The sequence below is a fragment of the Stenotrophomonas sp. 112478_Sma genome, from assembly GCF_056479905.1.
The window spans coordinates 2,575,682-2,598,370 of the sequence record NZ_CM151072.1 but is presented as its reverse complement, the minus strand read 5'-3'; the positions used below and the strand labels follow the sequence as shown (position 1 = coordinate 2,598,370).

16 protein-coding genes are annotated in these 22,689 nt (G+C 64.3%); 14 read left to right on the top strand and 2 right to left on the bottom strand.

The genetic code is table 11. The features are described 5' to 3' along the window. The first annotated feature begins 70 nt into the window (after positions 1-70). Genes ACZK08_RS11860 through ACZK08_RS11835 form a run of 6 tightly spaced genes read left to right on the top strand, consistent with a single transcriptional unit; the run spans position 71 to position 8,456 of the window. Positions 71-2,812 (top strand): type VI secretion system Vgr family protein, encoded by a 2,742-nt coding sequence (locus ACZK08_RS11860; RefSeq protein ID WP_065182757.1) that lies wholly within the window; start codon positions 71-73, stop codon positions 2,810-2,812. Positions 2,813-2,815: 3 nt separating this feature from the next. Further along, a complete protein-coding gene (locus ACZK08_RS11855) occupies positions 2,816-3,667 on the top strand; it encodes a DUF4123 domain-containing protein (RefSeq protein ID WP_081284442.1) in 852 nt (283 codons plus the stop codon). Next, on the top strand, positions 3,660-4,586 hold the full coding sequence (locus tag ACZK08_RS11850; protein WP_478452194.1) for a T6SS effector BTH_I2691 family protein: 927 nt from the start codon (positions 3,660-3,662) through the stop codon (positions 4,584-4,586). Before ACZK08_RS11855 ends, ACZK08_RS11850 begins: the two co-directional genes overlap by 8 nt. Further along, positions 4,546-6,402, top strand: coding sequence for a T6SS effector BTH_I2691 family protein (locus ACZK08_RS11845; RefSeq protein ID WP_478452193.1), 1,857 nt, complete (start codon positions 4,546-4,548; stop codon positions 6,400-6,402). The genes ACZK08_RS11850 and ACZK08_RS11845 overlap by 41 nt, the downstream gene beginning before the upstream one ends. Positions 6,403-6,405: 3 nt before the next feature. Next, positions 6,406-7,455 (top strand): DUF6708 domain-containing protein, encoded by a 1,050-nt coding sequence (locus tag ACZK08_RS11840; RefSeq protein ID WP_155761061.1) that lies wholly within the window; start codon positions 6,406-6,408, stop codon positions 7,453-7,455. A 59-nt stretch (positions 7,456-7,514) separates the two neighbouring features. Next, positions 7,515-8,456, top strand: coding sequence for a DUF6708 domain-containing protein (locus ACZK08_RS11835; protein ID WP_065182760.1), 942 nt, complete (start codon positions 7,515-7,517; stop codon positions 8,454-8,456). 50 nt (positions 8,457-8,506) lie between these two features. Here the strand turns inward: ACZK08_RS11835 and ACZK08_RS11830 are convergent, their stop codons facing one another. Continuing rightward, a complete protein-coding gene (locus ACZK08_RS11830; RefSeq protein WP_065182761.1) occupies positions 8,507-9,256 on the bottom strand; it encodes a hypothetical protein in 750 nt (249 codons plus the stop codon). A gap of 197 nt (positions 9,257-9,453) precedes the next feature. Between ACZK08_RS11830 and ACZK08_RS11825 the strand changes: the two genes are divergently transcribed. The 6 genes from ACZK08_RS11825 (at position 9,454) to ACZK08_RS11800 (ending at position 17,663) form a co-directional block, all read left to right on the top strand. Beyond that, a complete protein-coding gene (locus ACZK08_RS11825; RefSeq protein ID WP_478452192.1) occupies positions 9,454-10,335 on the top strand; it encodes a M15 family metallopeptidase in 882 nt (293 codons plus the stop codon). 105 nt (positions 10,336-10,440) lie between these two features. Further along, the gene (locus tag ACZK08_RS11820) at positions 10,441-10,701 is read left to right on the top strand and encodes a PAAR domain-containing protein (RefSeq protein WP_053518398.1); all 261 of its coding nucleotides are present in this window, start codon (positions 10,441-10,443) and stop codon (positions 10,699-10,701) included. A gap of 42 nt (positions 10,702-10,743) precedes the next feature. Further along, the gene (locus tag ACZK08_RS11815) at positions 10,744-12,177 is read left to right on the top strand and encodes a hypothetical protein (RefSeq protein ID WP_065182763.1); all 1,434 of its coding nucleotides are present in this window, start codon (positions 10,744-10,746) and stop codon (positions 12,175-12,177) included. Between the two features lie 16 nt (positions 12,178-12,193). Further along, positions 12,194-15,895, top strand: a complete 3,702-nt coding sequence (gene tssM / locus ACZK08_RS11810) for a type VI secretion system membrane subunit TssM (RefSeq protein WP_053518395.1) — start codon at positions 12,194-12,196, stop codon at positions 15,893-15,895. Continuing rightward, positions 15,892-16,875 carry a type VI secretion system-associated protein TagF gene (gene tagF / locus ACZK08_RS11805; RefSeq protein ID WP_065182764.1) on the top strand — a complete coding sequence of 328 codons (984 nt, stop codon included), beginning with the start codon at positions 15,892-15,894 and terminating at the stop codon, positions 16,873-16,875. Before tssM ends, tagF begins: the two co-directional genes overlap by 4 nt. 2 nt (positions 16,876-16,877) lie before the next feature. Beyond that, entirely contained in the window at positions 16,878-17,663 is a 786-nt protein-coding gene (locus ACZK08_RS11800; RefSeq protein WP_111185953.1) for an OmpA family protein, read from the top strand. Positions 17,664-17,719: 56 nt separating this feature from the next. Here ACZK08_RS11800 and tssA read toward each other — a convergent pair whose 3' ends face one another. Next, positions 17,720-18,778 (bottom strand): type VI secretion system protein TssA, encoded by a 1,059-nt coding sequence (gene tssA, locus ACZK08_RS11795; protein WP_065182766.1) that lies wholly within the window; start codon positions 18,776-18,778, stop codon positions 17,720-17,722. A 233-nt stretch (positions 18,779-19,011) separates the two neighbouring features. Here tssA and ACZK08_RS11790 point away from each other — a divergent pair, with 233 nt between their 5' ends. Beyond that, positions 19,012-21,795, top strand: a complete 2,784-nt coding sequence (locus ACZK08_RS11790; RefSeq protein WP_065182767.1) for a type VI secretion system Vgr family protein — start codon at positions 19,012-19,014, stop codon at positions 21,793-21,795. Then, the gene (locus tag ACZK08_RS11785) at positions 21,792-22,688 is read left to right on the top strand and encodes a DUF4123 domain-containing protein (protein ID WP_065182768.1); all 897 of its coding nucleotides are present in this window, start codon (positions 21,792-21,794) and stop codon (positions 22,686-22,688) included. The genes ACZK08_RS11790 and ACZK08_RS11785 overlap by 4 nt, the downstream gene beginning before the upstream one ends. Position 22,689 lies beyond the last annotated feature (1 nt).

Sequence of the window (22,689 nt, the reverse complement as noted above, 5' to 3'; positions counted from 1 at the left end):
GGAACCGGAGGAAGCCGATGCGCACGCCGCATGCAGACCACCTTGAAGCACGGGAAGTCGGGGAATCACCATGGACCTGGTAAACAACCTGCGGGCAGCGCTGGCCGGCCCATCGCATGCACAGCGCTTCCTGCGGCTGCACACCTCGCTGGGGAGCGACGTGCTGGTGGCCGAAACGCTGGATGGCGTCGAACAGATCGACGGCATCGGTTTCCAGTGGACGATCACGGCGCTGTCGCTGGATGCGGGCCTGCCGCTGGGCCCGCTGATCGGGCAGGGCGCGCTGCTGCAGATGCAGCAGGCCGACGGCAGCCTGCGGCCGTTGCATGGACGCATCACCGCCGCCGAGCGGCTGGGCAGCAATGGCGGGCTGGCACGCTACCGGCTGCGCCTGCAGCCGTGGCTGGCGTTCCTGTCGCAGCGGGTGGACAGCTATGTGTTTCACGACAGGACGGTCGTGGAGATCGTCGAGGACATCTTCGCCGACTACGGTGGTCTGGCCCCGGCCTGGCGCTGGTCGCTGGCCGATGCCGGCCAGTACGCGCGGCGCAGTCTGACCACGCAGTACCAGGAAAGCGACCTGGCCTTCCTGCAGCGGCTGCTGGCCGAGGAAGGCATCTATTACTGGTTCGAGCACGCCGGTGACCCTGGCAGTGCCGACTTCGGCAGCCACACCCTGGTGCTGGCCGATCACAGCCATGACACCGCCGAGCTGGGCAGCGTGCGCTTCCATCGGCGCGATGAGAGCGAGCGCAGTGACAGCGTGCAGCAGTGGTCGACCGCGCACCGCTGGCGTCCGGGCAAGGTGCAGCGCGCCACCTGGGACTACCGCACGTTGGAGCGCCGCCAGGCCAGCGCCGAAAGCGGGCAGGCCAACGACCTGGGCATCATCGACCGCGACACCTGCGGCCCCTACGGCTGGCAGGACAATGCCCGCGGCCAGCGCCGCGCGCAGCAGCACCTGGATGCGCTGCGCGTGCGCGCGCAGACCATCGACGGTGCCGGCCAGTGGCGCACGCTGGCCCCGGGTGCACGGTTCGGCCTGTCGCAGCACCCGCAGGTGAGCCAGGACGCGCAGTTCCTGTGCCTGTCGGTGCAGCACCAGGCGCGCAACAACCTCGATGCCGATGTATTCGATGCGCTGGAGCAGACCCTGGGTCCGTCCAGCGTGACCGCGCCGGCACTGCCGGGCGCGCTGTCGGGCCTGGCCAATGGACGTGCGCCCGGTGAGGTCTCCACCGCCTTCTACGACAACCGCTTCGTGGCCATCCCGGCCGAGGTGACCTACCGGCCGCAGACCGACGATGGCCATGGCGCGCATCTGCATCCGCGGCCGACCATCACCGGCACGCTCAGTGCGATCGTGGTCAGCGATGGCGACCCGCTGCTGTCCGACCGCGACCACCGCATCAAGGTGCAGTTCCCGTGGCAGCGCGGCGGCAACGCCAGCAGCGGGCTGGCCCATCCGGGTGGGGACGACAATGCCCCGGCCACCGGGGGGGCCTGGACGTGGGTGCGGGTGATGACCCCATGGGCGGGCGACAACTGGGGCGGCGTGGTGCTGCCACGGCGCGGCCAGGAAGTGCTGGTGGCCTTCCTGGAGGGCGACATCGACCGTCCGGTGGTGGTCGGTGCGGTGTACAACGGCCGTGGCCAGCAGGACGCGCAGCACAACCAGATCAACGGTGGCGGTGCCAACGCCACCGGTAATGCGGCGGCATGGTTCGAGGGCAACGATCACGCCGCGGTGTATACCGGTTTCAAGAGCCAGGCGCTGGCCGACAGCCAGGGCGGGCAGGGCGGCTACCAGCAGCTGCGCTTCGATGACACACCGGGCCAGGGTCGCGCGCAGCTGTCCACCACCCAGCACGAAACCACCCTGACCCTGGGCCATCTCAAGGGCGGCCAGGACAACGTGCGCGAGGGCGAGCGGGGCTTTGGTGTGGAGCTGTCCACGCAGGCACAGGGTGCACTGCGCGCCGGCCGTGGCCTGCTGCTGACCACCGAGCCGGGCACGCCGCAGCTGGCGGCGCCGCAGGCACTGAGCCAGTTGCAGGAAGGCCAGCAGCTGCTGCAGCAGCTGGCCGAGTCGGCAGGCAAGCAGCAGGCGCAGCTGCCTGGCGAGGCGGCCGAACTGCCGGTGGACACGACGCTGACCGAACTGCAGGAGACCCTGCGCGCCACTCACAGTGGCAGCGCGGCGGGCAGCATTGCCGGTGGCGACGGTGAAGCGCCGGGCTGGAGCGCGCCGGTCCTGCTGGGCAGTGGCGTGGCCGGCGTCCTCAGCCTGACCCCGGCCGACCAGGTGTGGGTGAGTGGCACCCACACCACGCTGGCCAGCGGCGTGGCACTGAACTGGATGACCCAGGGCTCACTGACGATGGCCGTGGCCGGCGGGCTGGTGCTGTACACCGCCGGCATGGAACCCAGCGGCGAGAGCCCGAACCAGGAGCGCGGCATCGCGCTGCATGCTGCACAGGGCAAGGTGAGTGCGCGTGCGCACAAGAACCAGGCGATCGTGGCCGCAAAGACGCAGGTGCGCATCGCCAGTACCGAAGCGGACGTGCAGCTGTCGGCACCGAGCAAGCATCTGCTGGCGACGGCGGCCGGGGCCTACCTGCGGATCGAGGGCGACAACATCGAACTGGGCGCGCCGGGCAAGGTGGAATTCAAGGCGAGCCAGCGCGAATGGCTGGGGCCGGCGAGTGTGGTGGGGGAGGCGAAGGTGCCAGATGGTTCACACAAGGCATGCGAGTATCGCGTGCGTGCAGCGGAACAGTCGGGCGCCGGCTTGGTCCCACTGGGAGCCTGAGAGATGCAACTCGATCACCGGCTATTCGAAGCTCATCAGTATGCGTTGATCAATCCACTCCAGATCGATCGACGTATCGCCAAGCTTTGGCCATGCGAACCCATCGTTCCCAAGGAGCTCCTTGGGCAGAAGCATCTTCTTCCCTATCTAATCAGACTGGAAGAAATTGAGCCTGATGCGCGTCTAGCGGCACTTGATGAAACTGTGCACTACGCACGCGATCATGACCGCATCCCATTCTCGGCGTTGCTGAAATGCAATGCCGACAGTCAGCGAGTCCGAAATCACTTGGCTCGTATGATGGTGAGAAAATTTGATGGTGAGAAGATGCTATTCAGATACTACGATCCTCGTGTCTGGAACGCGCTGAAGTGGATTCTCTTGTCGTCGCAGCTGGATGCATTGCTTGGTCCCATCAATGCCTGGACCGCAACCGTGGACAAGGGCGCGCGGTGGCAATCATACGAAAACAGTGGTTGTAACAAGGATGGGATGCATCTAACGTCCGATCAGCTGTACGCGATTTCCTCGTTGGCTTCTGTTAACAGGGTGATCGATCGGTTGCATCGAGAGGGTGGGAGCATTGAGGGTGCTGGGCTTTCGAGACGTGTCTTTGACGAGATGGAGAAGGCCGGCGAGTGCGGGCTGACAGACCCTGACGATAAGGAAGCGTATGCATTTGCTTCAGTATTTCAATCACCCGAAGTTCATAACACGCCGCGGTATCAAGAGGCTCTTCGGATCGCCTGCTTAGAGCCTGGCGCGTTCCGCAGTGCCGTCAGCGACCCCTCCGACGAAGAGGTGGATGAACCTTCATTGGAGCAGACAGAACAAGGAGCTTGGCAGCATGGATAAGAGGCCGACACAGTCGTGTGACCCCGCGAAGAAGTGTGATGTCTGCGATCAGGTCGGCTTGCCGATTCTTCCGATCAGATACGCCATCTGCCGTTCAGACGTCAAGGAAATGTGGCAAGGGCCAAGGCTGGGAGGAGGGTTTGGAAAGGATGTGGCCAGTGTCACCCTTCCGGCCAGTGAGGCTCACTACACGTTGCGACTTGCCCGCCAAGGGTATCTTTATGTATTCAACGAGATCCGTGGCGAATGGAAGGGCTATCAGATCACCAGCGACTCCTATCTCTTGGAGTTCGATCCGCATGCGGCTCCTCCACCGCAGGAAGATTTTCAACCTACATGCGCGCGAATGGCCGATTCGCAGGTGGCCCGCTTCGTTATCATCCCCGACCCCAAGCGAGCTGGAAAAGTTTGGTTTGGCTTCTCGGAGGCTCCATGGACGAAAGAGATCATGGAGCGAAATCGAAAATCCAGCGAGCGCAAGAAGCACATGCGCTGTATTGATGTCCAGATGTGGCTCAAAGGAAAGTCGCTGGATCACGTGGGAAGTGCGGCTGACGCCCCCTCCATGGTCAGCGAGTTCAAGTTTGGCAAGAGAGTAAAATCCGAGTCTGAAGTGAAGATCCCTATGCTCCCCTCGAGTCCGCCGCCGGCTGCGGACCCTGGGAGGCCTCGAACTGTGGATCGTGCAGTTGAGACGGTTCTCGAAGTCGTTGATGTGTATGCTAATCCTGGCTTTTCGTTCTCCTTTGCGCCTTTTTCAAGATGCAAACAGGATGTGCCAGGAATGGAGGCATGGCTTCAGAAGAGCTCTTTGTCTGCGCGTCCGATGATGGTGGCGCTGAATGATCCCGCAGGAATAGCGCAGGAGCTTTCCGCACTTGTTCGGCAGAAGACCCGAGAGCTTCGAAGAGGAAGATGACAGGGGGTGGAAGCATGCAACCTCAGTGGCGATCCGCGGAATCCGGCAGGCAATTGAGGATCAGGCGGCCGCAGAGAAGCTGAGCTCCGTACGTGCCAGCGCGTACACCGGGCGCGCGGCGATGGAGCTGTATGCGGCGGGAATCACCAAAATGCGTGAGGAGTTGACGGCCGAAGAAGACAAGAAAGCCAGAGACTCCGCATGGGATCGCTACCGTGATGATTACAGCCAGCAAGCGCTTGATCAGTTTGACAAAAGCCTCGTGCCGGAAATGGAGCGATACACATCTTCGCACCTGACGCCGATTGCCCAGAGTTTCGTGCGCTGGTACAAGAGCGAGGACTTCAGGACTTGGCTGGCGTGTAATCACAATGATGAGCTGTCATACAGTTCAATGAGATTGACGGAGATTGTCGATAATTCGCTTGAAGGGGTTGTTGGATTTGGGTGCGTACAGGCTGCGCTTCTGGAGGATCTCGCTGGTCGTTTTCAGGACATCAAGAATTGCACTGTTCGAGCGCTGACGCTCAATGATAGGATCGCGGCGGAGGTTATTGAGAAGCAATCCAAGACATTCTTGAGCAACTCGGATAACCCCGGTGCTTGGTCCAATATATTCAAGGCATATGCTCACGTTCTCGACCGAGGTGGTAGCAAGCCCCAGGAGCTGCAACAGGGGTTAGGCTTGGTTGCAGGTCTTGTCTTCAAGATGTCTGGGATGTTTGTAACAGCCCTAACCAAGGCAGGATCAACAGTCGCAAAGGCAGGCATCAATATCGCCATTTCTGCCGCGACAAGGAATAATCTGGTTGGCTTGCTTGGGGTCCTTTCAGGAAAGCGGATCCAACGGGTTAGCATCCGTGCCTCGGAGCGCGAGATGGCGCACTTTCTGGTGGAGGCACTGAGCGAGGGGCAAGCTGGAGTCAACAAGAGGGAACTGAGAGCGCGTGTTGATCAGCATCTTCGACAGGAGCTCAGCGAGCGTAGTGGCGCAAGGGTGGCTACAGGAGATCGCAACTCGCGTGGGAGAAAAGTATTTGAGTGGGCTGTGTTCTGGGACAAGGAGGCGATGGCAGCCGTTCGGAATGGGCAGCCGGGCTCTTTGGGAAATATGCTGATGAGTGAGGAGCAAATACGGGTACTGGTAAGGAACCGTGCTGCCCAGTACAGCGCTCCCCATGTAAACCTTGACGTGCGTCTTGGAGTTGTTGGATTGGTTCTGGATGCATGGAACGTCGCGGATTCCTACGGCAAGCTGGATGTGGAGAAGGAGGGGCCGGCCGGTCGTAGGCAGTTGAGTCTTGCCTCCGCGCTAGTCGGATTTGCGGGCACCAGCGTTGAACTAACAGGGATGGCCTTGGCTAAGACGATGTGGGGCAGAACAGCCTTGGCGTCTGAGATCAGATTTGGTGCAATTGAAGTCGCAAGTAGAGCGGGACTTGTCGGTTTTCTCGGCAGATTGCTGGGCACAGTTGGTGGGCTAATGGGGGCTGTCGTTGATGGGTGGAAAATGTATGAATCAATCAAGACGGGAGATATTCCCATGGCGGTCTTCTATGGAACAACTGCTGTAGCGGGAGCAGTAGTGGCCTACCTCATGTTTGTTGGTGCCATGACAGCGGGGGTCGGTTTTATTGTACTTCTCGTGCTGGGGTTGATAAGTATGCTGGGCGAGTGGCTTATCAATCTCATTCGTGACGATAAGGTGGAGAGGTGGCTTGATATGACGCCTTTTGGAGTTCATGAGCATGGTAGATTCGAGTCGCCTGAAAAGCAGGTTGAGGCATATAACGCTATGCTTCCTGCAGGAGCGTGAGTAGTGAGTCAGTTTGCAGGTTGGCTTGCCCAGAGGTATCGCAACAATCGTCCCCTTACTGAGTACGAAAAGGCTGCTGATGTGCGCCGTTTCGACTCATCCACGTTTGTGCCAATCGATAAGGGAATCATCGCCATTGATGATGATTGCATTGAGTATGTTGATCGTCACTTCCTATATCGCGGTTGGGCATTGATGGGGGCGAGTGTCTTCATTGCGCTGGGATTGCTATTTGTCGTGGCGATCCTGCACGCAACTTCCTCTCTGGTTGACCGAACTGGGCCGCTCGAATCAGGTGATACTTATGCGATCGGAGGCTTGATCGCTCTTGGTGTTGCATTTCTGGCGTTCATTTTCTGCAAGCTGCTCTTGCGGGATGTTCTACGCTATCAGTACTACCCAGTTCGGTTTGATCGAGTCGCACAACAGGTACATGTGTTTACGGGTAAGCGTGAGAGGGTGGTCTCGGTTCCATGGCGGGATGTTAGATTTGTTATTGGTAGGGACAAGCCTGTGGGCCCCGATGAGGGATGTACTTACGATCTTCGGGGGCTTGTAATGGATGGGGAGCAGGTCGTCTATACGTTTGCTGTTGGATCTGACAGCGGTCCCAACCCAGCGATCACGCTCGCACATTGGGAGATGATCCGGCGCTTCATGGAGGAAGGGCGTTCAGCACTTCCGTTTCCGCCATTGCAGCTCTACACCTCGGTAGTACCAAGCTTCCGCAACGCGTTCATCATTCATGTCTCTTCTGCGGGCGCCGGGTTGATGTGGATCGCGCTACCGCTCACCTTGCCCTGGGCCCTGTTCCGCTTCCTGGCAATGAAGTCGTGCCGTAGGCCGGTCTGGCCGGCAGCTGTGACCCGGCGCGGAAAGTCCGAGCCTTCGGGCAGTCCCCCGCTACGTGCACCGGCTGTGTACGGACGCGTGGATAAATCCGGAGGTCGTGCCGATGAAATGGAGCGCTTCTGGAAGGACTCGATCACGGCAGCCAAGGCCCGTAACGATGAGATTCGTCAGCAGCTGCAGGCAACCTCGTTGAATGCGTGAAGTGGGCGTTGGATGCATGGCGTGGCATTCTCGCTCAGACGAGTGAGCGAGGATCACGGATGTACAGCGGCTGGATGCGCAGTTTCCCGACGGATCGCTTTCTCTCGGCGCAGGAGAGCGCCTCGCGTTTCGACCCTCGGATCGCCGAGGATGTCGCACCTGACGAACGTGCGTCGTTGGTTCATTTCAACTCGACCTACATCGATCTGATCGACCGAAGGTTCCGCCTGCGCGGAATGGTCTCGACCACCATGGTCCTGCTGGGGACGCTGGCTCTGTTCCTGTTCGGTTTCTTCTTGCTTTTCACGCTGGTGATCCCGAACCTGGAAGGCGACTTCTGGGACTGGGTGATGTACGCGATGGTCGGCGTGTGCGTGGTCGGTGCTCCGGTGCTGTTCTGGCACACGACGCTGCGCTACGAGTTCTTCACCTATGTCTGGTATCCGACACGGTTCAACCGGCGCAACCGGACGGTCTATTTCTTCACGGGTGGGGAAGAGGGCGCTGTATCCGTCCCATGGGATGAGGCCGTGTTCTACATCGGGCAGGGGACCAGCCAGGCCTTCCTGCGCGACCTGCGCTGCAGCATCCTTGAGGATCGGGTGATCAAGCGGACCTTCGCGGTGGGCCATTACTTCGACGACGAACAGAAGATCCGCGGCATCTGGGAGTTCATTCGCCGCTACATGGAGCAGGGGCCGGCAGAGGTGGTCGATACCATCGAGGGTCGCCAGATGAATCTGTCCGTGACGCCGTCATGGCGCAACTGCTACCTGTTCGTGGTGGCCAGTCTCGGTCCCAGCCTGCTGGCCGCGCGCTTCATCCTGATGCCCTTGCTGCTGCCCTTGGTGTTGTGCAGATGGCTGGTCCTTCGATCCTGCCGCGCGCCCGTGTGGCCACAGTGGGTGGAAGACGAGTGTGCGATCGATGCCAACGATCCTCTTCGGCTCGTGGAACCCGAGGTGATGGCGCAGTTCGAGCCTGATCGGCGTCCGCTCTGAGCGGGCCGCTGCGGCAGCGCCCTGCCTGCGTCAGCAGGCAGGGCTGAGGATCACATCGGCGGGCAGGCCGGATCCTTGCCGCTCACCGCCGCACAGATCCTGCGCCGGCAGTCCACGCCTTTCAGTGAGGTGGGGCTGGGGCAGCTGCGCAGCTGCGCCTGGATGTTGGATTCGGTCGAGGCGGACTTCTTGCTGGCCACGCGCTCGAACGCGGCGCGCTCGTCTTCGGCGCGTTTGCGCTGGTCTGCTTCGATCTGGGCGATCAGATCATCCATGCTCTGAGGCTGGGCCTTGGCTTTTGCCTTGGCCTTGTCCTCTTCCTTGATGATGCCGAGCAGGGTGCCGAGCAGATTTTCATCGCCCTTGCCTGCGGTACCGGCGGCGCGACTGCTGCGTTCACCCGGCTGGGCGCCCCGTGCCCGCGTCGTTGCAGCGGTGCCGGTGGTTGCGGCAGCGCCCGCAGCAACGGTTGCCGCGTCAGCGGCAGGAGCGGGTGGGCTCCCGGTGGTGGCCGGCAGCGCAGGCTCAGTCGGAGAAGCGGGTGCATCGACGATCATCGCGGCACCTTCACCCGGTGCCACGGACGGGGCGTCCGGGTGCCCGGTCACATGGCCGGTGTCGGGTGTCAGTGAATACTCGGACGGGTCGCTGTAGTCATTACTACCGGACAGACCCCAGGCGGTCAGCCCGGCGATGACGACCACGGCGCTGGCCAATGCCAGCCACAGGACCGTACGGCGTTTGCCGCTGGACGGCGCGCGTGCGGCACGTGGCGACGCGGTTGCCTGCCGGCCCTCCATGTCTGCCAGAATACGGCCCGAATTCGGGGCCTGGCCCTTTGCCTGCGCTCCCCCTGAGAGCAGACTTGGCCGATTGATTCCGCCATTATTCAAGTGCATCCAGCCCTTGGTTTGAGTCGGCAACTGCCGAAGCGAATTTGCGCATTCTTAGTGAAAGCGGTTGGGGCGTCAACCAGATCGCGTGTCAGGGAGGACCGGTGTTGCCAATCGTGGTTGCTGCCATTGCCGTCGTACTGTTGGTGGCTGGCGTGTGCTGGGTACTGTTGTTCCCCGAGACGGTCGAATCGCTGCGTCAGGCGATCGCGAAGCGTCTGGGCGGAGTCCGTCGTCGGGCGGGGCAGGTCGGTGACCGGGTCGGCCACGGCGCCACCCGCGTGCGCAGTGGGGTTCGTGAAGAGGTCGGAGCCGTGCACGGCGCACTGCGGCGCCACTGGCTCATTCTGGTTGTCGCCGCAGCGTTGCTGCTGATTCCTCCAATTGTGATATTCGTCACGCGGCAGACCGTGGTGCTGGAGGATTTCAGGGGCGATGATCTGGCGGAATCGAGTTCGATGGTCGCCCAACTGCTACGCGGGGAGCGGCTGACGCCGCCGCCGCCGCCGCCGCCGGAGGTGTTCACCACTGCCGAAGTGCGTCGTCTGCGGCCCGAAATCGTCACGGCTGATCGCAAATGGGATCAGATCGATCCCGATCTGCAGCAGCGCGTGCTGGCCATCTATGAGGTCATGCGACGCCAGTACGGTTACGAAATGGTGCTGATCGAAGGCTATCGCAGTCCGCAGCGGCAGGCCGAACTGATGGCCGGTGGCAAGGCGACCCGGGCCGGTGCCTGGCAGAGCTGCCACCAGTATGGGCTGGGCGTGGACAGCGCACCCATCCGCGATGGCAAGCTGCAATGGGACATGGAAGATCCGTGGACCCGGCGTGGGTACTTCCTGTACGGCGAGCTGGCTGAACAGGCGGGCCTGGACTGGGGCGGAAACTGGCGGAGCATCAAGGACTATGTTCACGTGGAAATGACGGACCGCTGCCGCGCCGCCCGGGTGGCAAAGCGCGAGGAACTGTCCCGTCAAGGGTGATAACCGCACGGCGGTACTGGTATGGTTACGCCGATGGCCTGCGTCGTCGGGGGAACCGGGGGGCGATGGAACGCCGGGTCACACATGGATCAAGGAGCATGATGGATGGCACGACCGTTTATCGTCGTCGGTGACCCGCTCAGCCACGGAGGGACCGTGGTGGCGGGCACCGGACAGACCGACATCAATGGCAGGCCGGTGGCGCGCGTCGGTGATCGTGCGTTGTGCGCCGTGCACGGCGCCACCACCATTGTCAGTGGCGACGCGACAGTGCTCATCGACGGTCAGCCGGTGGCGCGCGACGGCGACCGCACCGCGTGTGGAGCGACGCTGGTCGCTTCACAGGCCATGACCGGTCTGCGTTGACCTGCGCGGTCGACAGGAGCAGCGCATGGAGCAGGGCAACTGATGGCAGGATGGCTGGGCAAAGCAGCTTCGGTGGTGATGATCTTCGTCGCCACCTGGGGCGCGACGATTCTCTACTGGCGCAACAGCGGCACGGTACCGACCGGCATGCAGATGCTGGCCTACCTGGGCCTGCTGCCCGTCGGCCTGAGCGGTGCCGGCTTCATGCTGCGTGGCGCCGCGCGCCGTGGCGTCGATGCGGCGCTGGACAAGGCTGCGACCAACGATGGGGAGCCGACCAAGGGCAAAGGCGAAGCCGTCGCGACGAAGGCGATGGTGCCGCCATCGGTGGCGTTGATTGCCGGTGGCCTCAGGCTGGGTGTGGATCTGGATGCCCAATCATGGCTGGCTGCTGCCGCTGCGCCGCCGCGTCCGACGCTCGATGGCCGCTTCCGCGACAACTACAACCTGCCGGTGCGCATGAGCGCGGCGCAGGACCTCGATGAGTTCCTGGTGCTGCAGGCCCGTCAGGACGGCATCGACACCGCAGCCCACGAACGGCGTGCGCTTGCCCTGCTGCAGCCGGTGCTGGAGGAACTGCTGGAGGCAGCATCCGCGGCGCTGCCGGAAATCATGGCTTCCGAGGAAGTGGTGGTGGCCGGTCTGCGACGTCGCGACGAACAGCGCGTGGAGAACGTACTGAGCGTCGAGCTGCTGGTGCCGGGCAGCTGGTCCGATGCGCTGCGCCCCTGGGTGCAGACATGGCTGCTGGAGCAGGCGCGGATGGCAGGCATCGATGCGCGCCGCTTCGATGTCCGGGTCACCTCGCTGGACGGCGCACGCGAGGTGTGGCCGCACCTGCAACGGGTGATCGACGCACTGGATCAGGGCGAGCCACGCTGGCACCTGCTGGTGTCCGCGTCTTCTTCGATCGATGCCGGCATCGTTTCCTCATGGCAGTCCTCCGGTGTGCTGGCAACCGCACAGAATCCGGATGGCCGCATACCGGGCGAGGGTGCCGCCGGCGTCCTGCTGGCGAGCCGGGGCGTTGCCCATGAAGGCGACGCGCGGCTGTGGCGCCCGCAACTGGTACGCGCCGAGCAGATCGAGGCGACCCGGCCGGCCGAACAGCGCCGTCAGCTGGCGACGCTCGCTGCGCAGTGGCAGCAGACGCTGGGCCTGGAGGGCGCACAGGCCCAGTTCGTGCTGCATGATGCCGATCACCGGGGCGACCTGATGGTCGATGCCGCCGCCATCACCGCGTCGCTGGCTCCCGACCTGGACTTCAGTCCGCAGAGCCTGGCGCTGGCGATCAGCGCAGGCGAACTGGGCCCGGTGCTGCCGTTGGCGCAGCTGGCACTGGCCCGCGCACAGCTTGACCGCCAGGCCGAGCCGGTGCTGTTGCTCGGCGTGGCCGACAACCAGCAGCGACTGTTCGGCCTGGTCGACCCTCTTCCTTCCCCGACGCAGGCGGCCGATGCGCCGTCGGCCCCCTGACTTCCTGGATCCCTGCATGAGTTTGAGCAATTTCAGCTACTACCTGCGCGACTACCGTCTCTGGATGGTGCTCGGCCTGGTCGGTGCCGCTGCGCTGGCCCACTACGGTGAGGCCGAAGCACGGCAGATTGGCATCTGGGTGGCCATCGTGCTGGCCGGCCTGCTGGTGCTGGCGCTGCTGGTCTGGATCGTGAAGCGGATCCTGGCCCGTCGCGCGGCCAAGCGCGTGGAGGCGATGGTCAAGGATGAGGCGGACAAGGCGGTAGCCACCGCTCAACCCGCCCAGCGTGCCGATACCGAGGCGCTGCGCACGCGCATGATGGACGCGGTCAAGCAGATCAAGTCCTCGCGGATGGGCGTGCTGAAGGGCAACGCCGCGCTGTACGAGCTGCCGTGGTACGTGATCATCGGCAATCCGGCTGCGGGCAAGAGTACGGCCATCCTCAATTCCGGCCTGCAGTTCCCGTTCGAGGACAACCGCGGCAACGTGGTGCAGGGCATCGGTGGTACCCGCAACTGCGACTGGTACTTCACCACCAACGGTATCGTGCTCGACACCGCTGGCCGCTACTCGGTCAGCGTCGAGGACCGCATGGAGTGGCTGACCTTCCTCGGCCTGCTGAAGAAGAACCGCCCGCGCGCACCGATCAACGGCGTGATCATCGCCGCCAGCCTGGCCGAGCTGTCCGGCAGCAAGCCGGAGTTCGCGATCGAGCTGGCCAAGAACCTGCGCCAGCGCGTGCAGGAAATCACCGAGCGGCTGGAAGTGTTCGCGCCGGTGTATGTGCTGTTCACCAAGGCCGACCTCATCGCCGGTTTCAGCGAGTTCTTCCGCAACCTCGATCCCGGCGAGCGCGAGCATGTGTGGGGCGCGACGCTGCCGTTCGACGTGCATCAGCAGGGCGACGCGCTGGCGGCATTCGACAGCCATTTCGACGAGCTGGCCGAAGGCATCAAGGAAATGAGCCTGACCCACATGGCGATGCAGCGTGGCCGTGAAGTCTCGCCTGGGCTGCTGTCGTTGCCGCTGGAGTTCGTCGGCATCAAGCCGGCGCTGCGCACCTTCATCGCTACGTTGTTCGAGGACAACCCCTACCAGTTCAAGCCGGTGTTCCGTGGCTTCTACTTCTCCAGCGCACTGCAGGAAGGGCGTTCGGTGCATCACGCGTCCGAACGCGTCGGCCGCCAGTTCAACCTGGAGCGCGGGTCCAATGTCGATGAGGCGCCGACCGGCCATACCGCGTTCTTCCTCAAGGACCTGTTCCGCAAGGTGATCTTCGCCGACAAGGAACTGGTCCGGCAGTATTCCAGCCCGCACCAGAACCGGCTGCGCTATGGCGTGTTCCTGGGCGCAGTGGGTGTGCTGGCACTGGCGCTGGGCCTGTGGACCTGGTCGTACACCACCAATGCCCAGCTGGTGGCCAATGCCACCAAGGACCTGGATCAGGCCGTGCGCGTGCAGAAGGACCGCATGGACCTGAAGTCGCGCATCGATGCCTTGCTTCTGCTGCAGGATCGCATGGAGCAGCTGGACCGTTATGGCAAGGAGGGCGGCATCACCACCCACCTGGGCCTCTACCAGGGCACCGCGATCCGCGAGAAGCTGCTGCGTGAGTACAACCACGGCATGCAGCAGGTGATGCTGGCGCCGACCGTCTCCAATCTGGAGAACTATCTCGGCCAGGTGGTCGCCGAGCGCGACAAGCTTGGCCAGGGCAGCAGCGCTGCCGCCGAGAGTGAGGTGCTGTATCAGAACGCATCGCCGACCAGTACCAACGATGCGTACAACGCACTGAAAACCTACCTGATGCTGGGTAACCCGAAGTACGTCGAAGGTGCTCACCTGTCGCAGCAGCTGACCCTGTTCTGGCGCACCTGGCTGGAGGCCAACCGCGGCCAGATGAGCCGTGAGGAGATGGTGCGCGCGGCCGAGAAGCTGATGACCTTCTACGTGGCGCAGGCGGGCCAGCCCAGCTGGCCGCAGATACAGAACAAGGTCACGCTGGTGTCCGACACGCGCCAGGCGCTGGGGCAGGTGATGAAGGGGCAGCCGGCGATGGAGCGCGTGTACGCGCAGATCAAGGCACGTGCCGGCGCCCGCTTCGGAACCACCACCGTCGACAGCCTGGTGGGTGTGGAGCGCAACGGGCGCCTGATCAACGGCAGCTATGCGATTTCCGGTGCGTTCTCGCGCAAGGCGTGGGAAGAGTACGTAAAGGATGCGATCAAGGAAGCAGCCAATACCCAGCTGAGCACCACCGACTGGGTGCTGGGTACCACCGAGCAGAGCGATCTGTCGCTGGCCGGCAGCCCCGAGCATGTCTCGCGCGAGCTGGTGACCCTGTACAAGAACGACTACGCGCGCGAGTGGAGCAAGTTCGTGCAGGGCCTGAGCGTGGCCGAGTTCAGTACGTTCGACGAGGCGGTGGCCCGCATCAACAAGCTGGGTGATCCCGGCAACTCGCCGCTCCGTGTTCTGCTGGAGCGCATCAACGAGGAGACGGTATGGGACAACCCGCCGGCGCAGGCGCGTTCGAGCAAGGCGCGCAAGGGCTTCGTGGCCTGGTTCCAGCGCACCATCCTGCGCAAGGACCCGGCAGCGACGGCCGCCGCGCAGCCGGTGGGTCCGATCGGCAAGGCGTTCGAAGGCATCGCGCGGCTCACCAGTGAGCGCGGCGATCAGCCGGCAGTGATCACGGCCTACTTCGAGACACTGGGCAAACTGCGTGCGCGCCTGAATGCCATCAAGAGCCAGGGCGAAATCGGCGTGGGCACCCGCAAGCTGATGCAGGACACCTTCAGCAATGAAGGCTCCGAACTGAGCGCGGGCCTGGCGCTGGTCGACGAGCAGGTACTGACCGGGCTGGACGAGAAGCAGCGTGAAGCCCTGCGCCCGCTGCTGCTGCGCCCGTTGACCCAGACCTTCAGCGCCCTGATCCCGCCGACCGAGGAAGAGGTCAACAAGACCTGGAAGGCGCAGGTCTATGACCCGTTCAAGGCACGCATCGGACAGCAGTACCCGTTCAACCTCAACTCGGATGTGGATGCCGCACCGAGCGACATCGCCGGCATCTTCGGTGCCAGTGGCAGCATTGCCGCCTTCAACAAGGACGCGCTCGGCACGCTGGTGATCCAGCGCGGTCCGCTGCTGGAGACCCGCCGCTGGGCAGGACAGGGTGTGAACCTGTCGGCTGAGCTGGTTGCCAACTATGGCAACTGGGTGAGCGGCTCTGCCGCCGGCGCGGCGCAGGACACCACGATCTTCGAGATCCTGCCGTCGCCGGCTGCCGGCGCGCTGGAGTACAGCATCGAGATCGATGGCCAGGTGCTTCGTTATCGCAATACCCCGCCGCAGTGGACCACCATGCAGTACCCGAACGCGGGTCAGGTGCCGGGCGTGAAGATCACGGCGGTGACCGGCGATGGTCGTACCGTGGAGGTATTCAGTGCACCGGGCGCGAACGGCTTCAACCGCCTGATGGCCGAAGGCGAATACGAGCGCCTGGATGATTCCAGCCGTATCACCTGGAACGGCAATGGTGTGGCCGTGACGGTGGAAATGCGCATCGTCCGCCGGGCCGGCAGCGGCAGCGAGGGCGGCGGTGACTGGCAGCGTGGCCTGCAGCTTCCCGAGCGGGTGGCCGGTGGTACCCCTGCCGCGCCCGCGCCGGCAGCCACCGCGCCTGCTGCGGCGCAGACCACGGGAGGTGCGCAATGAGCCGCGTCGTCAGTGCCGGAGTTTCCTACTTCGGCAAGGTGCCATCGCGCGGTGATTTCGTCCGTGCGGCCGACAATCACCAGCTGCTGGGCTGGCTGGACCGGTGGGCGGGCGAGAGCCTGGAACTGCTGAGCCAGAGCCCGGACTGGAAGCAGCGCTACGACGAGGCACCGGAGATTCACTACGCGTTCCTGGGTTCTCGCAGCAAGATGGTGCTGTGCGGGCACTTCCTGGCCAGCCGCGATTCCTCCGAACGCCGCTTCCCGCTGCTGTCCGCGCTGCGCCTGGATGCGCCGGAACCGTTGCCGTTCATCGGCCGCAGCCCGCTGGCGATGTCCAACGCCTGGTCCGGACTGGCCCGCCTGGCACGCCAGGCCTACCAGGAAAGCGACGCGGCGCAGGCGCTGGCGCAGCTGGCGGACGCACGTTTCAGCATCAGCACCGATCCCGGTGACTACAACGGCAGCTTCCAGGACTTCCTGGAGAGCACCTCCGTGGCAGACCTCGAGTCGCGCCTGCGCGATTCCGGTCACGGCGAGGTGGCGCTGCGACAGGTGCTGCCGGCACTGGGCCTGCTGCTGCAGCCGGTGCTCAGCGGGGGCGATGTCAACATCGACAAGGCGCTGGTGTTCCCGCTGGTCCGTGACCCGGCCTATCGCCCACTGGTGGCGGCTTTCTGGCTGGATCTGCTGTCCAGCTTCGTCTCCCGCGGCGATTTCGAACTGGCGGTGCTGATCCGCAACGACGCTGCGCCGAGCATGATCGTCGGTTTCAACGGCGCCGACCGCCAGGTGCTGCGTGCGGTGCTGGACCCGGCGGAAGCCGGCGACTTCCTGATCCGGATCCAGCATTCGGAATGGGTGGACGACTATCTGCGCAGCGATTACAACCTCAACCGCTTCGGCAGCTTCCTCGACCGTGACGATCTGGCCCTGGCCACCGCACGCAAGCTGTTCGGCGAGACTTTCCTGGGAACCTGATGATGCGCTTGTGCAACCCTCTCTCCCTTGCGTTGCCGCTGCTGCTCGCAGCCGTGCCGCTGGCCGCGCAGAACGCGCCTGCTGCGGCACAGGCTGCCACCGAACGACCGGTGGTGATCGAAGGCGTGGTGCCTGACCAGGCGACCAAGGCCAAGCTGCTGAACAATCTGCGTGCCGTGTATGGCGCCGAGCGCGTGGTCGACCGCATCCAGGTCGAGACGATCGCGACCCCACCGAACTGGGGCGATTACGTGGCGGGCATGATCAATCCCGGCTTGAAGCGGGTGTCGCCCGGCAAGCTGGAAGTGAACGGACAGGCAGTGCGGATCACCGGTGAGGTCGGCAACGAAGCGCTGCGGCAGCAGGTGGCCAGCGACCTGAGTCTGGCCAGCAATACCAGTTACACCGTGACCAACGCGCTGAAGGTCGGCTCGCAGCAGAACGTGCTGGACCAGACGCTGGCCAACCGCATCATCGAATTCCAGAGTGGCAGTGCGCGTCTGACCCCGTTTGGCATGAGCATCCTCGACGAGATGGTCGCCAAGATGGCGCAGATGCCGGACAGCCGTTTCCTGATCATCGGCCATACCGACAATGTCGGGCAGCGCGAATCGAACCTGGCGCTCAGCCACGCGCGTGCGCTGTCGGTGAAGAACTACATGGTGTCCAAGGGCATTCCGGGCAGCCACATGGATGTCGTCGGCAAGGGACCGGACGAGCCGGTGGCGGACAACACCAGCAACGATGGCCGCGCACGCAATCGGCGCATCGAGTTCAAGATCCAGTAAACATGACGGGGATCGGGCCAGACCCGGTCCCCGCACGAGCGTGATCCGCAGGCAGATCAGTCTTCTGGATTGACGTCCAGCATCTCTTCCATCTGTTCCAGCGTGCCGTGGTCCTTGATGACGCGCTTGAGCCAGACATGCAGCGGCATCTCGCCCCAGCGTGCGGCCTTCTCGGCGAGATAGGCCACGGGGCTGTGCGGTTCGGTCCGACGGAAGAACTCAGCGACCTGGCGCAGCTGCTGCAGCGCTTCCTTGCGCGAGCCGGGTGCACCCGCAGGGCCACGCGGTGCTGTCACCGGGGCCGCTTCGGTCGCGGGCGCCTCATGGCCGAACGATGCATCTTCAAAATCGTCGGAGGAGGCTTCGGTTTCGCCATCGAGCAACACCCCGGCTTCGCGTGCGAAGCGCAGCACGGTGCGCTGCAGGTGTTCAAGCTGCTCACGCACCGCGCTGAAGCTTGGGCCATCCAGCCCCAGGCGGTTGTCGACCGCGGCCTGCAGTTCGGCCAGGGCCTGGCTGCAGTCGGGCAGGTCGTCGGCCAGCTGCCGGTAGAACCCGTGCTGGGTATCGCGGCGGGCGGCAGTGAGAATGTCAAGGCCAGGGCGGCCGTCATCCTCTTCGCCGCTGTTGGCACGGGCATGGGCATGCTCGAAGTCGGCGAGGCTGAAACGCCCCTGTGGCGCGACGGCAATCGGCACGGAGCGCAACCATTGCAGCGAATTGGTCAGCAACCAGCTCAGGTTGCCGATGCGCTCTTCAAAATCGCCGTCAGGTGCCTGAGGATGCACGTCATCCCAGTAGCGGTCGCACAGGCCGGCGGTGAGCCGGTAGCCAGCGGCGAGGCCCTGGAATCCTTCCAGCTGGGTGGCGGCTTCGCTGAGCCAGCCTGCCAGCCGCAGGTCCTTGGTCCGGGTCTGCAGCAGGTCGGTGGCATCACGCAGCACGCTGCTCCAGTCAGCGTACTTGATGTCGGTCTGCCACGCCCCCTGGTCCAGGGTCGGGTCGTCGGCACGACGGTTTTCGATGATCCGATCGAATTCAGCCGAGAACGACAGGTCTTCACCGGTCGGGGCGTGTTCCGAAATCGGGGCCAGCAGGGCTTCCTGATCCAGCATGGCGGGTCTCGTTGGGGACTGTGGGCGATTCTAGCCCGCCGATGTGAACGCGGTCGCGGGATTGGTCCGTCCAGGCTTGCCTGAATACGGAATGCCGTCAGTTATGTGACGAACAACGCACTTCCATGGCGGTAGAGGCGTCGTGATTTTGACGAACACCGCAATCTGGTAGATTTGATGGCTGGAATCCGACGCCGCCGGGTAGGTGCAGGCGTCTTCACACTGGAATTGGCATGGATCAGCTGAACTACGTGATGACCCAGGTTGCCGGGCTCGGTGACGCGCAACGCCTGTATCGACTGCGGTCCGATGCACTGGAAGGGTGCACGGTGGAGCGGTGGCGCGGCGGTGATGCGCTCGGCCAACATGCCTGGACCGATGTCGATGTACTCGCCACGCGCGCTGATATCGCGCTGGACGCCCTGCCGGGCACGCGTGCGACACTGGTCGCGCAGATGGCCGATGGTGGTCAATGGCAGCGCAGCGGCCTGATCGCGGACGCTTCCTGCCTGGGCAGCGACGGTGGCCTGGTGCGCTACCGGCTGCAGCTGGTGTCATGGACGTGGTGGCTGCAGCATGCTCGGCACAGCCGCGTGTTCCAGGAACAGAGCGTGCGTGCGATCGTCGATGCCGTACTGGCAGGGCACGCTGGCATCGCGCGCTGGCGCTGGGCCGAGGGCGTCGACGCCTTCCTTGGCCAGCGCGTGCGCAGTTACTGCGTGCAGTACCGCGAGAGTGACCTGGATTTCCTGCAGCGCGTGCTCGCCGAAGAAGGCCTGGGCTGGCGTCTGTACGCCGATGAGGAAGCGCCATGCGGCAATGGCATGGAGATCTTCGCCGACAGCGTCGCGCTGCCGGAAGATGCCACCAGCGCGGCTGCAGGCGTGCGGTTCCATCGCAGTGACGCCACCGAATCCAGTGACAGCGTGCAGGCCATTGGCCTGCGTCGGCGCCTGGCCAGTACTTCGATCAGCCTGCAGAGCGATGATTACCGCCAGGTACGCGCACTGGTGGCACAGTCGCCGATGGAGGGCGGAGGTGGCCAATCGTCGCGCGAAGATTACGATGCGGTAGGTGCCTACGCCTTCAGCGACAGTACCGCCGGTGCGCGCCAGGCCCGCCTGCAGGCGCAGGCGCGCGAATCCCACAGCCGTGGCTGGCAGGGGTCGGGTACGGTTCGCGGCTTCCAGTCCGGACAATGGCTGCGGCTGCAGCAGGCCCCCGGTGCGACACCGCCTGAGCTGCTGCTGGTGGCCGTCGAACATGCCGGCATCAACAATCTCCCTACCGATCTGCGACGAAGCCTCGATGACGCGCTGGGCGTGGCGCCGATCGATCCGGCCGACGCTGCGCTCTGGCAGCAGGCCGAAGCAACCGGGTATGGCAACCGTTTCGACGCGGTGGATCGCACCCTGCCGTGGCGCCCGCTGCTGCGGGACGGTAGTGGCGCACGGCTGAATCCGCGCCCGACCGTGCCGGGTTACCAGACCGCTGTCGTGGTTGCCGGCGACGGAGGCGCCAGCAAGGACCTGCACGCAGACAGCCATGGCCGCGTGCGCGTGCGTTTCCACTTCCAGGAAGGCGAGGGCGGCGGAGCCAACGACAGCGCATGGTTGCGCGTGGCACAGCGCTATGCCGGACCCGGCGTGGGCAGCCAGTTCCTGCCGCGCATCGGCCAGGAAGTGCTGGTGGGCTTCCTCGACGGCGATATCGATCGGCCACTGGTGCTGGGCACCCTGTACAACGGACGTGGCGAGGCGGGCGTGGCACCGACGCCAGCCGGCGGAAGCGGCCAGAGCGACGTATCGCTGTATGGCCAGGCTGCAGACATGCGCGGCAGCGCGCAGGCCAACCTCAGTGGCGGCCAGGCGCCGGCCTGGCATGCTGCCGGCATGGGGGACCAGGCGCATCGGCAGGGCGGTGCGCTGTGGGGTATCCGCTCGCGCGAGTGGGAAGGCGGGCAGGGCGCCAACCATCTGCTGTTCGATGACTCGAACCAGCAACTGCGCGCGCAGCTGGCCAGCAGCCAGCAGGTGTCACAACTGACCCTGGGGCACCTGCGTCACCAGGCAGACAATTATGTCGGCAGCCTGCGTGGCACCGGTTTTGAACTGCGCAGCGACGCGTGGGGCGCGGTGCGCGCCACGGCCGGTGCCTGGTTCACGGCGTACGGGCATCGGTCGACGGCACCTGCGGGCGAGGCAGTGCAGCCCGCTGCCTTGCTCACGCAGTTGCAGGCATTGGGCGAACGCTTCACCCAGGCCGCGCGTACGCACCTGACCAGCCCGTTGGCGATGCAGGAGGGCGCGCGCGCGCCAAAGCGCTCGGAGCTGGTTCCCGATCAGTCGCCGGTTCCCGCGCTGCTGGCGAGCGTACGCACCACCACGGGCGGTGATGGATTCGATATCGGCAAGAGTGGTGCGACCGAGCGCAAGTCGGATGCTGGGCAGGATCGCGTGCCGCATTCGGGTGATCCACTGCTTGGACTGGCCGCACCGCAGGGACTGGTGCAGGTGGCAGGCCAGGGAGTGCACTGGGGGAGCGGTGAAGGCCTGCTGTTGGCCAGTGGCGGTCATAGCGACACGGTTACCATGGGGCAGACCCGTCTGCATGCGGGGCAGGCGATCGGCGTGCTTGCGTCCGTGGTTGAGGGCGCAGCGGCCGCACCCACCGCGCTTGACGTCGTGGCCGGCACTGAAATGCTCGATATCCAGTCCCAGGCGGATGGGGTGCGCGTGCAGTCGCGTGGCGCTCTGCGCGGGGCCAGCGCGCAGGCGCCGGTGGAACTCGCCGCGGCCAATACGATCCACGTGGCGACGTCCGGGGGGGCCAGCCTGACCATTGCCGGTGGCAACATCACCATCGCCTGTCCGGGCACGATCAAGGTGCATGCGGGCAGCAAGTCATTCGTCGGCCCGGCGCAGCAGGGCTATCCGCTTCCCCAGTTCCCGCGCAGCAGCTGTAAGAGCTGCATTCTCGACGCCATGCGCCAGGGCACGCCGGGAGTGCTGGTGTGAATCGTTACGCCGTGATCGACAGCGCGCAGCGGTCGCACTTCCATGAGCGGCTGGAGCGTCTTGGCGCGCGCTATCGCTCGCTGTTCGAAGGCACGGCCGAGGCCGGCCTGCTGGATATTGCTCCCTTGCTGGTGGCTTGGACGGACAGGGGCGTGCACGCGCAGCTGGATGCGGAGATCCTGCAGATGGGGGCGCAAAGGCCGGGCGTGACCCTGCTGTGGAGTGCACTGGAACTGGACGATCTCGCGAAGCGGTTGCGTGCTTTCCATCTGGTGAAGGTGCCCGAGAAGGGCGGTCGTGAGATGCTGTTGCGCTGGTACGACACCCGTATCCTGCCTGCACTGCTGGATCTGTTGTTGCCTGCGCAGCGTGCCGCCCTGCTGGAGGGCGTGCAGCGCCTGCAGTACTTCGATCGCTACGGCGATCTGCAGGAATGGCCGCTGGCCGAGATGCTGGCCGGAATGGATGATGCCGGCCTGCCTGCGCTTCCGCCATTGCGCCTGGACGAAGACCAGTACACGCGCCTGCTGGACGCGTGCGAGCCGGATGTGGCCATTGCCCAGCTTCGCAGGGTCATCCCCGATGAGATCAAGCGGGTGCCGTATCGATCGCTGTACCCGTTCGTCGTCGACCTTATGCAGGATACGATCGCCCACGGTGTGAACCAGGTGGACGATCACGTGCAGTACCTGTTGCTGGCGTTGTACACCTCCGGCGCGTGCCGCGGCCATCCTGCCGTGCAGGCGCGTTTCGCGCAGCCTGCCGGGAGCTGTGAGGTGCCGTTCGCGGACTGGGCATCAGCGCTGCCGGAAGATATCTGGACGACGGGCGTCCCGCTGTGGGACCACACCGCCTCGCCTTTGCAGGCCGAGCCTGCACCCTCGTGGACGTGAA

Bases quoted from the DNA above. Each gene is read 5' to 3' on its own strand.
- tagF (WP_065182764.1), top strand. From the start codon at position 15,892: ATGAGCCGCGTCGTCAGTGCCGGAGTTTCCTACTTCGGCAAGGTGCCA.
- tssM (WP_053518395.1), top strand. From the start codon at position 12,194: ATGAGTTTGAGCAATTTCAGCTACTACCTGCGCGACTACCGTCTCTGG.
- ACZK08_RS11820 (WP_053518398.1), top strand. From the start codon at position 10,441: ATGGCACGACCGTTTATCGTCGTCGGTGACCCGCTCAGCCACGGAGGG.
- ACZK08_RS11860 (WP_065182757.1), top strand. From the start codon at position 71: ATGGACCTGGTAAACAACCTGCGGGCAGCGCTGGCCGGCCCATCGCAT.
- tssA (WP_065182766.1), bottom strand. From the start codon at position 18,778: ATGCTGGATCAGGAAGCCCTGCTGGCCCCGATTTCGGAACACGCCCCG.
- ACZK08_RS11815 (WP_065182763.1), top strand. From the start codon at position 10,744: ATGGCAGGATGGCTGGGCAAAGCAGCTTCGGTGGTGATGATCTTCGTC.
- ACZK08_RS11790 (WP_065182767.1), top strand. From the start codon at position 19,012: ATGGATCAGCTGAACTACGTGATGACCCAGGTTGCCGGGCTCGGTGAC.
- ACZK08_RS11830 (WP_065182761.1), bottom strand. From the start codon at position 9,256: ATGGAGGGCCGGCAGGCAACCGCGTCGCCACGTGCCGCACGCGCGCCG.
- ACZK08_RS11850 (WP_478452194.1), top strand. From the start codon at position 3,660: ATGGATAAGAGGCCGACACAGTCGTGTGACCCCGCGAAGAAGTGTGAT.
- ACZK08_RS11800 (WP_111185953.1), top strand. From the start codon at position 16,878: ATGCGCTTGTGCAACCCTCTCTCCCTTGCGTTGCCGCTGCTGCTCGCA.
- ACZK08_RS11855 (WP_081284442.1), top strand. From the start codon at position 2,816: ATGCAACTCGATCACCGGCTATTCGAAGCTCATCAGTATGCGTTGATC.
- ACZK08_RS11835 (WP_065182760.1), top strand. From the start codon at position 7,515: ATGTACAGCGGCTGGATGCGCAGTTTCCCGACGGATCGCTTTCTCTCG.